Genomic DNA, 13,900 nt, shown 5'->3' with positions numbered 1-13,900 from the left:
ACAAAATGAAAGCTGAAGAAACGGAAGTTTTTGTATTTCCAGCATCTTTTGCTCAACAGCGATTGTGGTTTCTCGACCAACTCTTCCCAGGCAATACCTTTTACAATGTAGCGGCTGCACTTCGCCTAAAAGGTTCGCTCAACACTTCGGCGCTGGAAGAGACGTTCAACGAAATCGTGCGTCGCCACGAAGCTTTGCGTACCACTTTTAGGATGCTTGATGGGCAACCCGTCCAGGTAATTGCTCCCAGCTTAACCATTCCTCTGCCAGTAGTAGATTTGCGTTCGCTACCAGCAACCGAACGGGAAGCGGAAACTCGACGAATAGCTACCGAGGAGCGATCGCGTCCTTTCAATTTATCTCAGGACTCGTTACTGCGAGTGATGCTGCTACAGTTAGACTCTTCAGAATATGTACTCCTGCTGAATCTGCACCACATTATCTGTGATGGTTGGTCGATTGGGGTGCTAATTCGGGAACTAGGAACGCTGTATGCAGCTGCCAACAACACGCGATCGCCCTTGCCAGAACTGCCGATCCAATATGCAGACTTTGCCGACTGGCAGCGCGAATGGCTACAGGGTGAGGTTCTAGAGACTCAGTTAGCCTACTGGAAGCAGCAGCTGGACAATATTCCCTCACTGAACTTGCCCACTGACAAACCTCGCCCAACCGCTCCAACCTACCGAGGCGCGACGCAATTTCTAGAGTTACCGAAAAGCCTGAGTAACGAACTAGAGGCACTTTCGCAGCGCCAAGGGGTAACTGTGTTCATGACTCTCTTGGCGGCATTTCAAACCTTACTCTATCGCTACACTCAGCAATCAGATATTGTTGTCGGCTCACCAATTGCTAACCGCAACCGTCGCGAAATTGAGGGATTAATTGGTTTTTTTGTCAATAGTTTGGTGCTGCGTACTAACTTATCAGGCAATCCAACATTTCTGGAATTGCTGAGCAGAGTCCGGGAGGTTACGCTAGGAGCTTATGCCCATCAAGACTTACCCTTTGAGAAGCTAGTAGAGGAACTGCATCCAGAGCGAAACCTCAGCCAACATCCCTTGTTTCAAGTTGCATTTAGTTTGCAAAATACTCCCATTGAGGCGTTAGAATTGCCGGGTTTAACGCTCTCGCAGTTGGAGTTTGACAGCCCAAGCGCCAAGTTCGATTTAGAGTTTCACTTGTGGGAATCGCCGGAAAGTTTTAAAGGGCAAGTAATATACAGCACTGATTTATTTGATGACGCTACTATTACTCGGATGCTGGGACATTACCAAACGCTGCTGGAAAGTATTGTTGCAAATCCACAAAAGCGCCTTTCTGAATTAACAATTTTGACCGATGCAGAGCAGAAACAACTATTAATATTTAACCAGGATAAATCGAAACCCCAAGATTTAGCATCTAAAATAGAGCAGTGTTTCTATCAGTTATTTGAAGCGCAGGTAGAGCAAAGTCCGGATGCGATCGCGCTCATTTTTCAAAATCAGCAATTAACCTACCGCGAATTGAATATCAGAGCCAATCAACTTGCACACCACCTGCAACAACTGGGTGTAGTTCCAGACGTTTTAGTGGGCATTTGTGTAGAACGTTCTGTAGATATGATAGTGGGACTATTGGGCATCCTCAAAGCAGGTGGAGCATACCTACCTTTAGATCCAAGCTATCCGCAAGAACGTCTTAATTTCATGCTGGAAGACGCTCAAATATCCATCTTATTAACGCAATCTATATTAGCTCCCCTTTGGAAAGACTGTTGGGGGGATCGCCAACACGGTTTGTCTGTATGTTTGGATACGGACTGGGATGCGATCGCTTACCATCCCCAACACAACCCAACCAGTAACGTAACACTTAATAATCTAGCTTATGTCATCTACACCTCTGGCTCAACCGGAAAACCAAAAGGTGTTTTAGTACAGCACAGAGGACTGTCTAACTTAGGAGAAGCTCAGATCGAAGTTTTCAAGTTACAGCCAAGCGATCGCATCTTACAATTTGCCTCCTTGAGTTTTGATGCCTCAATCTTTGAAATTATCATGGCATTGCGAATAGGAGCAACGCTTTACATAGCTAAAAAAGAACCTCTTTTGCCTGGACAAGCTTTAATAAAGCTATGCAAAGACAATAATATTACTTGCGTTACCCTTCCGCCTGCTGTACTTGCGGTATTACCGAAAGAAGAACTTCCCGCACTGCATACTATAATTTGTGCAGGTGAATCTTGTTCTAAAGATATTGTCAACAAATGGGCTTCTGATCGCAGATTTTTTAACGCTTATGGGCCAACTGAAGCAACTGTTTGGGCTACGATTGCAGAAATTAATGACAATAGCGAAAAGCCGCCCATCGGTCGCCCAATTGCTAATACTCAAATTTATATATTAGATAGATATTTACAGCCAGTACCTATCGGTATTACTGGCGAATTGTACATCAGCGGTGATGGACTAGCACGCGGCTATCTAAACCGTCCGGAATTAACTGCTGAACGGTTTATTCCTAGCCCTTTTATAAAGGCAGTAAAAATAGAAAATGAAGCACAAATACAGGTAAATTCTTCTTTCTACCCCCTTAAAGAGGAGAGTAGAACCGAGCGTCTTTATAAAACAGGTGACTTAGCGACGTTTAAACCAGATGGAAACATTGAGTTTTTAGGACGCATTGACGAACAGGTTAAAATTCGCGGTTTTCGCATCGAATTAGGAGAAAGTGAGGCGGTTCTGAGGCAGTACCCAGCAGTTAAAGAAGCGGTGGTAATTGTGCGTGAAGATAGACCTGATGATAAGCGTTTAGTAGCTTATATTGTACCGCAGCAAAATCAGGCGTTAACCACCATTGAAATTCGCGATTTCCTGAAGAAGAAGTTACCAAATTACATGGTACCTTCATTTTTTGTATTGATAGATTCTCTACCACTGACTGTTAATGGAAAAGTAGATCGTCTAGCATTACCTACACCATTCAATTTAAAATCTGAAATCTTGAATTTAACCTTACACGTTGCTCCTCGTACTTCTACAGAATCAACTTTAGCAAAAATTTGGGCTGAAGTTCTTAACATTGAGCGTGTAGGTATTGGCGATAACTTCTTTGACTTAGGTGGAAATTCCCTGCTGGCTATACGCCTCATGGATGAGGTATACAAGCAGTTTAAACGCGAGTTACCGCTATCTACCCTCTTCTTAAATCCGACAGTTGAAAGTTTAGCAAGCACTTTATTTGTAGAAAATAATTCTCGGTCTTGGTCGCCTTTAGTTGCAATTCAACCTAAAGGTTCAAATCCACCTTTTTTCTGCGTGCATCCTATTTTTGGTGTAGTTTTCCCTTATTACGAATTAGCGTATCATTTGGGCAAAAATCAGCCTTTTTATGGGTTACAACCGCGAGGTATTGACGGAGAACAGCCCCCAATAACTCGCATTGAGGATATGGCAGCTTATTATATTGAAGCGTTGCGCGTGGTGCAGCCAAAAGGCCCTTATTTTTTAGGAGGGTGGTCTTTTGGAGGTTTGGTTGCTTTTGAAATGGCTCAACAATTGCAAAAATCCGGGTATGAAGTCGGTCTAGTTGCTATGCTTGATACTTTAGCCCCAGGTTCTGATAATCAACCTTCTTTTAGAGATGGTTTCAGGTTTCTTTTTACCATAGCGACGCGATATATATGGTCATTTATTATAGATTATTTTTATTTACTTACTGATAGTAAAAACGAGTATCAGAGTTTTCTATGTCGTTTTCCTATTTTAAATAAGTTGGTTCTGCTGCTGGAGAAAAATCTGTTCTGGCGCTCGATATTGGGCGAGGAGGCTATAGGTAATCTCATGTCTGAGGAGTCTAGGTCGCAGATTTTAAGAGAGTTAACAATTCAACCTATGCTTCGCGTTTTCCATGCTAACAGCGAAGCAACTCTCAACTATACTCCACAAGTCTACCCGAATCGAATTACTCTTTTTAAGACTAGCGTTCAGTTAAAAACGGAGCAAGATACAAGTATGGGCTGGAGCAATCTAGCTGTTGGAGGGGTGGAAATTCATAATATTCCTGGCAATCATCTAACTATGCTAAAGAAACCTCATGTTCAGGTTCTCAGCGAACAGCTAAAAGCTTGTATTGAGAAGGTATAAGTTGTAAGTTTTGGATTTTTGGCGTTGCACAATCAGGGGATAATACCGGGAGGTACGGGGACAGTTTTATACTTTAGGTAATGTAACAAGCAAACTGATAATTTCAGCATCTCTTCCGACTTGGAATAGCAAAGTATCTTTCCTTTAAGTTGAGCCGAATAATGTCTTAGTCCACATTCCGCGCCCTCAAGTTTCATATGCCAAAATGAGGATGCGGAATGGGGATAAAAATGGTCTTAGGAAAGGCATTTTGTCAATAAATATGAGTTTTGATAATGAAATTTACGCATATAGTGTGAAGTTACTGTGAAGGGAACCCCATAAACACTAGATGTATAATTCATTAGATTATATGCTGCCCTGTATCTGCCATGAATGCCGCCTACAATGCCCCGAAACTAACGCCTACGATTCCTCCCAAGGCAACTCCCCGATTTGAAGGACTTCAGTTCAGATTAAGATTACCTGTAGCGGGCGAAAATAAGGGCAGCTACTCAACCGAGGGAAATCCACCGCGAAAGGGATGTCCCCGAATGCCACCATCTATTCAGCTGCGACAGTATCAGCGGGAAGCTGTTACTAATTGGTTTGCCAACAAAGGGCGTGGTACGCTGAAGATGGCGACTGGTAGCGGCAAGACTATTGCGGCATTAGCGATCGCAACTGAACTGTATCAACAAATCGGCTTGCAAGTGTTGCTTATAGTCTGCCCATATCGGCATTTGGTGACGCAATGGGCGCGAGAATGCGAAAAATTTGGATTAGAACCAGTCTTAGCTTTTGAGAATCTCCGCAGCTGGCAAAGTCAGCTATCGACGCAACTTTACAACTTGCGTTCTGGCAACCAACATTTTCTCACAGTCATTACTACAAATTCCACGCTGATCGGTGAGGGGTTGCAGTCGCAATTAAAGTATTTTCCCCCAAAAACTTTAATTGTGGGAGACGAAGCCCATAACCTCGGCGCACGACGTTTAGAGGAAAGTTTACCTTCTAGTATTGGGTTGCGTTTAGGACTTTCGGCAACACCAGAACGCTATTTTGATGATGCAGGTACGCAATCTTTATTTGATTACTTTGGCACAGTTATAAAACCAGAGTTTACCCTGAAAGATGCAATTCAACAGGGGGCGCTGGTACATTATCTTTATTATCCCATACTCGTAGAACTAACAGAAGCGGAAGCGCGTACTTATACCAAACTAAGTGCCAGTATTGGCAGACATCTTCTGTTTAAACAACGGGATAATATTGCGGCAAATTTTGAAGACAATGAAGAATTGAAGCCGTTGTTGATGAAGCGGGCGAGGTTAATTGGCGCTGCTGCTAATAAGTTAGAAGCTTTGCGCGAGTTAATGAGTCAACGCCTGGATACTTCCCACACCTTATTTTATTGCGGTGATGGTTCCGTACATAGCGATTTTGCTAACTCGAATAATTTCGTTTCACGCCAATTCAAAGCTGTTGTTAAAATTCTGGGAGAAGAACTGGGTTATCGCGTTAATACCTACACTGCCGAAACACCTTTGTCAGAAAGAGAGAATTTGCGGCAACAATTTGAAAATGGCGAATTACAGGGTTTAGTTGCTATTCGCTGTTTAGATGAAGGTGTCGATATTCCAGCAATTCAAAACGCGGTAATTTTGGCGAGTAGTAGCAATCCACGCCAATTTATTCAGCGTCGAGGGCGAATTTTGCGCCCTCATCCAGGCAAGGAACGTGCTACTCTATTTGACACAATTGTACTGCCTCCAACTTTAGATAGAGACACTTTTGAAGTAGAGAGAAATTTGCTGCGAAAGGAGTTGCGGCGCTTTGTAGAATTTGCCGATTTAGCTGACAATGCAGGAGAAGCCAGAATGAAATTATTGGCTTTGCAAAAGCGCTATGAATTGTTGGATTTGTAAATTATCTCAGAAATGAGAAACGAACCGCGGAGGCGCTGAGAACGCAGAGGAAGAGAGAAGATTATTTTGCTTCTGGTTTCTTTTCTTTTGTTTCCTCTTTCGTTGGCGCTATGCAGTGTCTTTGCGGTTCATTCCTCTCACCACTTTATGCTTTTATAAATTTAAGCTAAAATTAAGTAATCTTTCAGGGTGGCATGAAAATGACAAACGAAGCGAATATAAATGATGTGCAAGAGCCAATAAAGTCAGCTTCACCGGAAGTGCAACAAATTATCGAACGAGTGTGCCAGCTAGAAAAAGGCAGGCTAGATAAGAAAAGTCTCGGACATATTAATAATGATATTTTAGCAATTGTAAAGGAAGTTGTGAAATGAAGCTTACTTCAATAAAACTTTGCAACTTTCGCTCATTTTATGGCAAAACCCCAGAAATTTTGTTGGCTAGTGGAGATGTTCAGAATACTACTATTATTCATGGCAATAACGGCGCAGGAAAAACCAGTTTATTAAATGCGTTTTCTTGGGTGCTGTACGAGAAATTTAGCGCGGCTTTTGCATCAGTTGAGCAGTTAGTGAATAAGAGAGCGATCGCAGAAGCGAAATCGGGCGAAGCTGTCGAATGCTGGGTAAAAATTGGCTGGGAACATGACAGTAGACGCTATCAAGCTCAACGCCTCTGCCGTGTTTATAAAAATGAAACTGACTTTGAGGCTGGCAAAAGTCAATTACTGATGTATGTAGCTGAAGATGATGGGCGCTGGTTACTGCCGCGAGAACATCCAGAAGATATAATTAATCAAATTTTACCAGGTAGTTTGCATCAGTATTTTTTCTTTGACGGAGAGCGAATTGAACAAATAGTTCGCTCTGATAAAAAAGCCGAAATTGCCGAAGCTACTAAAAAGCTTCTGGGTGTGGAAGTTTTAAATAATTCCATTAAGCACTTGAAAGAAGCTGAGAAAACTCTTAGAAGTGAGTTAGAAGCAATTGGCGACTCCGAAACCAAACAACTATTAAAACAGCAACAAAAACTCGAAAAGGAAAGCGAACAACTCGCCCAGCGTCAGCATGAAATTATCCAAGAATTGTCAAATCAACAAACCTTAAAAAAAGAAACCAGTCACCGTTTGCGCGAACTCAGTGCAGCAAAACAGTTGCAAGAAAGACGCCAAGAATTAGAAAATCTGAAAGCATCCAACCTAGAAAATCTTCAAAGAAGTAAGGAAGCACTGAAAAAAGCAATTTCTACGCGGGGTTATACGGTACTGCTATCGGAAACCACCGCTCAATTTCGGACAATTGTGGATGATTTGAAGCAGCGAGGCGAGTTAACGACTGGAATTTCGCGAGAATTTGTTAAAGATTTACTGAACTCTAAACGCTGTATTTGTGGTGGAGAATTGCACGATGGAAATCATGCTCATGCAAATGTGAGCGGTTGGTTAGATAAAGCGGGAATTGCGGCTGTAGAAGAAACAGCAATTCGCATGATAGCTCAGGTAGATGAAATTGATAAGCAAGCTCCGGCTTTTTGGGAAGAAATTGACAAAGAGCAAGCTAATATTAGTAGATTTAGACAAGATATTTCTCAGATAGAAGCGGAATTAGATAAAATTCAAGAAAAATTGAGAAAAGATCCGAGTGATGATATTCGGAACCTACAAAAGCGATTGGATGAAATTGAATCCAGAATTTTAGAGCTAACGCTAGATCAAGGAGGAAATCAGCAGCAAGTTATAAACTTAAAAGCTGAAATTGAAGACTTAGGAAAACAAATTGCTAAGCATAAAATGAATGAGGAAAAGCAAGCCTTAGCTCAGCGACGCATTGCTGCAACTCAAGAGGCGATTGAACGTTTAACGAAAGTGAAGATATTGCAAGAACAACAGTTTCGCTTAGAGTTAGAGAAAAGGGTACAACAACTATTTACGGACATTTCTTTTACGCCTTACATCCCCAGAATTAGCGAAAAATACGAGCTGACTCTAGTGGAAAATACCGCAGGTTTAGAGGCTCCTGTTGCGGCTTCTACGGGCGAAAATCAAATTCTCAGTCTATCGTTTATCGGTAGCATTATTGACAAGGTGCGAGAATGGAGCCAAAACAAAATGCTGATGGTTCCAGACAGCAACACCTTCCCGATTGTGATGGATTCTCCGTTTGGCAGTTTGGATGAAATTTATCGGCGGCAAATTGCTAAGATAATTCCAAAATTAGCAAATCAATTGGTGGTTTTGGTGACGAAAACTCAGTGGCGGGGTGAAGTTGCCGAAGAAATAGCCGATAGAATAGGTAGAGAGTATGTGTTGATTTATTATTCTTCTAAGCCTGAATGCGAACAAGATTCAATTGAGATAAATGGAAATATCTATCCTTTGGTGAGGCAAAGCCCGAATGAGTTTGAATATACGGAAATTGTAGAGGTCGATTATGGTTTCTAGTTCAGCGCCCAATGTGCAGAATTTGGTGACGGATACCTGGGTAAAAGCCAGTTGGGATGAGTTTGTAGCATTTGCTAATAGCCCAAATTATGAAAAAGGAAGGTTCTATTACCATAAAGGGTACATGAGGATTGAAATGGCAGCAGTAGGGACTCGACACGGACGTCACAATTCAATTGTTTCGTACATTATTCTTGTTTATGCAACTATTAAAAATATTCCGATTGTTGTTTTTACCAATACCAGTTTTAGGAAAGCAGGTTTAGATGAATTTCAACCTGACTTGGCTTTCTACATCGGTTTGGAGTTGAATATACCTCCTGAAACTAATTCACCTGTTGATTTGAATGAGTACAATCCGCCTACGTTGGCGGTAGAAATTGGTGCATCTACTATTAGTGATGATTTGGGGCGAAAGCGGTTATTATACGAACGTTCGGGAGTAGGAGAATATTGGGTTGTTGATGCTAATTTAAGGGACGCGATCGCATTCTCTATCTCTGAAGGGCGCAGCGGTGAAATACACGAGTCGCTGGTGTTACCGGGATTACAAATAGCTTTAGTTAAAGAAGCACTGCAACGCAGTCAAACAGAGGATGATGGGGCAATTACTCGCTGGTTACTCCAAAGATTTAGCAAAAGTTAAAACAGTGAGATCGCATTCCTTCCCTCGTTATCAGGCTGAAGTAAGGGAACGAGAAAGCGTAAAAATACTTCTCTTATTTCAGTTGACATAAAAACATTTTCATGAGTAAAAGTCTAAAAGTCCTGACACATCCTTTCGTTGGTTCCCTGTTTTTTGCTTCCCTATTGATTGCAACCCCCAATCAAGCCGCCTTTAGTGACATTAACAGCCATTGGGCGAAAGAATGTATCAGCCAGATGGCACCGCGAAAGCTAGTCAGTGGCTACCCAGATGGCACTTTTCGCCCCAACGCTACTATCACTCGCGCTGAATTTGCCGTGTTGATGCTGAATGCTTTTCCCGATGCACCAATAAAGCGCAATGGCACGAGTTTTAAAGATGTGCCTACGAGTTACTGGGCGCATAAGGCAATTCAAGATGCTTACAGACGAGGCTTTTTTTCCGGGTATCCAGGGGGAGTTTTTCAACCCAACCAAGCTATCCCGCGATCGCAAGCTGTAGGCGTTGTGGCTGGTGCTAAAAATTATGGTATCCCGGAAAATCCGACTCAAACTCTTGGGCAGTATTTTAACGATGCGGCACAGATTCCAGAATATGCCAAGAATGCGATCGCATCCGCCGCAGTTAACAGCATCGTCGTCAACTATCCTAACGTCAAACAGCTAAAACCCAATCAAACTGCCACTCGTGGCGAAGTCGCAGCGTTGATGTGTCGGGCGTTAAATATCTACGCTGTACCACCTCAATACATTGCTGGCGTGGAAGTGCAACCGATGGAAGTGCGGACTTTACCGGGAAAACTCGATACTGTTCCCACGTTTAATAGTAATAGCCCCGAACTTGTGACAACTGAAGGCATTTTGCTTTCTACCTTTCCCCCAACTGGCAAGCAAGTACCGCAAGCACATTTAAACTTTCCCTTTCAAGGGCGATTTGATATATTTTCTCACCACATCGCCAGATCGGAAACCCAAAATAGCACTTTATATCAAGGCATAATTGTCCACAACCCAGGCGCTCAACCCGCTACTGTGGAAGTGTTGCAAGCTGCTAGTTATCTCTCCACTCCAGAAGCGCCGTTTATAACTTTACCCGACATCGTAGAAAATCCCAACGGAACAGTCTATTCTGGCCCTGGCAGTCGTACTATGAATGATGTGTTGCGGGGAATTAGACAGTCGAATTTTCCCGAAAAGTTGGTAATACCGCCTGGACAATCGGCAATGTTGATGAATCGGGCAATTCCAGTTCAGGCTCCCTCATCAAATGGTCGCTCGACGATGATGCGGTTGTCGAGCGATCGCGCTGTCTATGTCGCCAACTTAGCCAAAAATTCCAGCCGTCCGCCCACGTTAGCAGAGTGGCAAAAGTTACTCGATACAGGCAGTTTAGCAGGAAAGCGCGATCCAGTTCCCACGCCTTTAGATCCTCCCAGAGAACCAACTATTTTCAGTCGCGTCGCGGGTGTCTCTCAAGGGGCGCAGTGGCAGGCTCAAATTACTGATAATAATAGTTCAGATTTGAGCATTCCTTCGCCCGGAAAAGCAATTTCTTATCCTTTGGGTACTCTACATTTAATTACTCTTGCTACTGGGCAAATTCAAAGCGCCCCCATGTTAGCTAGATATTCGGATACGGCATACTTTGCTCATAGTAACTATGGAGTAGAATACAATCTTATTTTACCGTTGAATAACTCTACCAATCAACCCCAAACTGTTACTGTATCGGTACAAACACCATTGAAAGATGAAGGGGGTACAGACAGGCTTCTGTTCTTAAATCCACGAGTTAATCAAGTGTTTTTTAGAGGTACAGTTAGGGTCAGTTACACTGATGATAATAAAGTTGAAAAAACGCGCTATGTTCATCTGGTACAGCGACGCGGACAACCTGGTGAACCACTGGTAACGCTGAAGATGCCACCAGGCGAAAAAAGGCAAGTACGGGTAGACTTTCTTTATCCCCCAGATTCTACTCCACCGCAGGTTTTGACTGTGAAAACGGCAGGATGATTCAAATGCGATCGCATCCTCAAAATCATCTGAGACATTTGTCATAAAAGTTTAAATACGGCTTGGGGATAGCGATCGCATAATTTGGGGGATGGATGCGATCGCGTAATCTGGGAGAGTGCGATCGCATAATTTGGGGGATGGATGCGATCACGTAATCTGGGAGAGTGCGATCGCTTCCAGCTTTCAGTTAAAATGGCAACAAAACCTATATTAATAAAATGGCTACCAATAGAATCAAAGTTGCTAAAGATAAAGCTGATTTAGTTAAAGCCTTAGTTGCATCGGATGACACAACTGGAGCTTTCCAAACTTATGTAGAAGTGATCGCCTTTGCAGCAGCGTTGGGTGCAAAGCATAAAAAACGAGTTCCTTTGGGGGAACCTTCAAAAAAAGAGCTTTCTCCGATACCACAAGAACATTTTATATCAATAGGACATGACATAGTAATAAAATTATTAGCAGTTAATGAAACTGAAGATATCAAAATTCTCTCTTCTAAAAACGAAGAACATGAAGATAAACGCACCCATATATTTGAAGAGTATGCTAATGGAGGACTTGAAATTTTGCAAAACGAGTTGCGGGGAGCAGTTGACTACTCAGAGCGAATTTTATTATTTTTAAGTTCTGAGCGGATGAAAAAGGAACAGCTAGTAGAAGAATTTGATATTACTAAATTTTTATCATAAATAATGTTAAATTTTAACATTATTTATGATATTCATTATGAATTTTTGTTTTAGCTTTTTTATCGATTTATTTTTATTTTATATATGAAAAATGTTATCTACTATTGCCAACGTTTTTCTAAACTTAATGTAAGTAGTAGTCGTAAACGTGGTGATGCTCACTACAAGCCGATATTAGTTTTATCTGTAATTGATTTAATTGGGCGGAATTTGATTACTAATAATCAGATTCCAGTTGACAATGAATTGATTGAAACATTTGAGAGATATTGGAATATATTAGGCTCTACGACTTACAAAGGTGGTTTACATTATCCCTTTCTGCATCTACAAGGAGATGAATTTTGGCATTTAAAATTTAAGCCTGAATTCAATGGTATACAACCTAAAACAATTAACAAGCTAAAAGCGGCTGTTGATTACGCATATTTGGACAGTGAATTATTTGATTTTCTGCAAGATGAAATTTATAGAAAACAATTACTTGATGCACTTGTGGGAGCTTGGTTTTCTTTTAAAGAAAATAAGACTATAGAAATTTTACAAATCAATCAAAACTTTCATATTTCAACCATAGAAACACAATTATTCGGTAAATCAGAAAGCATAAATAATATACCGAAAGCGACATTAAAAAAATCGCTAATTAGAGATGCTTTTTTCAGAAAAGCCGTTGTACATATTTATGATTACAGATGCGCGTTTTGTAAACTTAAAGTTACTAATTCAATAAATCAAAATGTTGTAGATGGCGCACACATAAAACCTTTTGCCAGATTTTATGATAGTAGCATCAACAATGGAATATCATTTTGTAAAAATCATCATTGGGCATTTGATATTGGTTGGTTTACTATTGATGAAGAATACAAAATTATAGTTAGCAATAATTTGGTGGAGGAATCTCCTCACGCTAAACCTATAAAATATTTTCATGGGCAAAAACTCCTACTGCCAAATGAAAAAGAATGTTTGCCAGATAAGAAAGCTTTTGAGTGGCATCGCGAAAATGTATTTCAAGTATAGTTACAGAATAGGTGGCAAACCTACTGCTTTGGGTTCAACAAACTTACCATCAAAACTTATTGTTTTGTTTTCAATAGTTCTTGCATCAGCTAGAACCTTGCGAAGTTCCGCACGTTCCATCTGATCCTGAATTCCACCCAGGATATAAATCACTAACCTCGCCGCCAGCTCCCGTCCAGCAACCTGCACCCGCTTTTTATTTGGGTCATACAAAACCCCATACCACAGAGATTGCGGGTACTCCATACCACTAAATCCGCCTTCCAGGTCGAACTTCCGCAGCTTCTTAAAAATGTCTTCCAGCAATAATCCTTTCCTAAATACCAAAATTCCCAGAGCTTGAACTAAAGCCACTTGACCAACAGGACGGAAAAGCATATTTCCTTCGCCGCCATCCTTTTCAAAACTGAACCTTCGTAATTGTGGCGTATCCATGTCTTCGAGTATCTGATAACTTGGAAGGTTTGCCAAATTATCGAAAAGCTCCTGAAAATCCTCTATCCCCTCCTTCAGTTCCTCATCCTCTGGCCGCATGGCAATTAGACCTTTTTCCAAGGGTTTCCAGTGAGGAAACTTTTGCCCCAAATATCGCTCAGACATATCTTTGAGAGCTTGCAACGTCGTCAAAACTGTTGACTTTGCTGCAACAGTCGCACTATTCCAATTAACGCGAGGCTTGCGATCTGTGTACTGTTGCAAAAGCGGATGGGTGACAGCAATTTTTCTAGCAACAATCGAAAAACCATCATCCTCATTCAGCTGTGCTAACTGGCCTTTGCTCAAAGGTGTAGCCATCAGGTTGACATGAACAAAGATCGATCTCACCCGTCGCCTTGCTTGTTCGCGGGTTTCCCCAGCAGCGATCGCGCAGATGAACTCAATACCAATTTTTTCCTTGGGTAAGCTTTGCAGATAAGCAGGTTCGACTTGATAAGCTGTTGTGCATTTAAATTGTGATAAAAGCATTACCTTTGTTTTTGAGCTTTCGTCCCCACTTAATAACCAGCTCTCCTTCATTTAAAAGCCGATGTAATAAATACTCTA

At 41.6% G+C, this 13,900-nt stretch carries 9 protein-coding genes and 1 pseudogene; 8 read left to right on the top strand and 2 right to left on the bottom strand.

Going from position 1 to position 13,900, the window contains the following annotated elements; all coding sequences use genetic code 11:
- The first annotated feature begins 5 nt into the window (after positions 1 to 5).
- The 6 genes from H6F63_RS01055 (at position 6) to H6F63_RS01030 (ending at position 11,138) form a co-directional block, all read left to right on the top strand.
- The gene (locus tag H6F63_RS01055; RefSeq protein WP_190634137.1) at positions 6 to 4,130 is read left to right on the top strand and encodes a non-ribosomal peptide synthetase; all 4,125 of its coding nucleotides are present in this window, start codon (positions 6 to 8) and stop codon (positions 4,128 to 4,130) included.
- A 410-nt stretch (positions 4,131 to 4,540) separates the two neighbouring features.
- The gene (locus H6F63_RS01050) at positions 4,541 to 6,037 is read left to right on the top strand and encodes a DNA phosphorothioation system restriction enzyme (protein WP_347276756.1); all 1,497 of its coding nucleotides are present in this window, start codon (positions 4,541 to 4,543) and stop codon (positions 6,035 to 6,037) included.
- Between the two features lie 200 nt (positions 6,038 to 6,237).
- On the top strand, positions 6,238 to 6,411 hold the full coding sequence (locus H6F63_RS01045) for a hypothetical protein (RefSeq protein WP_190445543.1): 174 nt from the start codon (positions 6,238 to 6,240) through the stop codon (positions 6,409 to 6,411).
- On the top strand, positions 6,408 to 8,477 hold the full coding sequence (locus H6F63_RS01040) for an AAA family ATPase (RefSeq protein WP_190634132.1): 2,070 nt from the start codon (positions 6,408 to 6,410) through the stop codon (positions 8,475 to 8,477). The genes H6F63_RS01045 and H6F63_RS01040 overlap by 4 nt, the downstream gene beginning before the upstream one ends.
- Positions 8,467 to 9,123, top strand: a complete 657-nt coding sequence (locus tag H6F63_RS01035; protein ID WP_190634130.1) for a Uma2 family endonuclease — start codon at positions 8,467 to 8,469, stop codon at positions 9,121 to 9,123. Before H6F63_RS01040 ends, H6F63_RS01035 begins: the two co-directional genes overlap by 11 nt.
- A 101-nt stretch (positions 9,124 to 9,224) precedes the next feature.
- Positions 9,225 to 11,138: a DUF3370 family protein gene (locus tag H6F63_RS01030; RefSeq protein ID WP_190634128.1), complete on the top strand. Its 1,914-nt coding sequence runs from the start codon at positions 9,225 to 9,227 to the stop codon at positions 11,136 to 11,138.
- 25 nt (positions 11,139 to 11,163) lie between these two features.
- On the opposite strand, the gene H6F63_RS30315 is transcribed toward H6F63_RS01030, so the two are convergent.
- A complete protein-coding gene (locus H6F63_RS30315; RefSeq protein WP_277876313.1) occupies positions 11,164 to 11,292 on the bottom strand; it encodes a hypothetical protein in 129 nt (42 codons plus the stop codon).
- 67 nt (positions 11,293 to 11,359) lie between these two features.
- Between H6F63_RS30315 and H6F63_RS01025 the strand changes: the two genes are divergently transcribed.
- Complete coding sequence (locus H6F63_RS01025) at positions 11,360 to 11,830, top strand: DNA phosphorothioation-associated protein 4 (protein ID WP_190634126.1); 471 nt, start codon at positions 11,360 to 11,362, stop codon at positions 11,828 to 11,830.
- 84 nt (positions 11,831 to 11,914) lie between these two features.
- Positions 11,915 to 12,856, top strand: coding sequence for an HNH endonuclease (locus H6F63_RS01020; protein WP_190634124.1), 942 nt, complete (start codon positions 11,915 to 11,917; stop codon positions 12,854 to 12,856).
- Here H6F63_RS01020 and H6F63_RS01015 read toward each other — a convergent pair.
- A pseudogene (locus H6F63_RS01015) lies at positions 12,857 to 13,789 on the bottom strand (DGQHR domain-containing protein); the annotation flags it as partial.
- Positions 13,790 to 13,900: the final 111 nt, after the last annotated feature.

It is taken from the genome of Trichocoleus sp. FACHB-40 (assembly GCF_014695915.1).
Taxonomy (GTDB): Bacteria; Cyanobacteriota; Cyanobacteriia; order Cyanobacteriales; family FACHB-T130; genus Funiculus; species Funiculus sociatus.
The sequence above is the reverse complement of the archived record's forward strand: the minus strand, read 5'-3'. Positions and strand labels throughout refer to the sequence as shown.

Coding starts and splice junctions, on each gene's coding strand:
- H6F63_RS01055 (WP_190634137.1), top strand. CDS start 6: ATGAAAGCTGAAGAAACGGAAGTTTTTGTATTTCCAGCATCTTTTGCT.
- H6F63_RS01045 (WP_190445543.1), top strand. CDS start 6,238: ATGACAAACGAAGCGAATATAAATGATGTGCAAGAGCCAATAAAGTCA.
- H6F63_RS01040 (WP_190634132.1), top strand. CDS start 6,408: ATGAAGCTTACTTCAATAAAACTTTGCAACTTTCGCTCATTTTATGGC.
- H6F63_RS01035 (WP_190634130.1), top strand. CDS start 8,467: ATGGTTTCTAGTTCAGCGCCCAATGTGCAGAATTTGGTGACGGATACC.
- H6F63_RS01030 (WP_190634128.1), top strand. CDS start 9,225: ATGAGTAAAAGTCTAAAAGTCCTGACACATCCTTTCGTTGGTTCCCTG.
- H6F63_RS01025 (WP_190634126.1), top strand. CDS start 11,360: ATGGCTACCAATAGAATCAAAGTTGCTAAAGATAAAGCTGATTTAGTT.
- H6F63_RS01020 (WP_190634124.1), top strand. CDS start 11,915: ATGAAAAATGTTATCTACTATTGCCAACGTTTTTCTAAACTTAATGTA.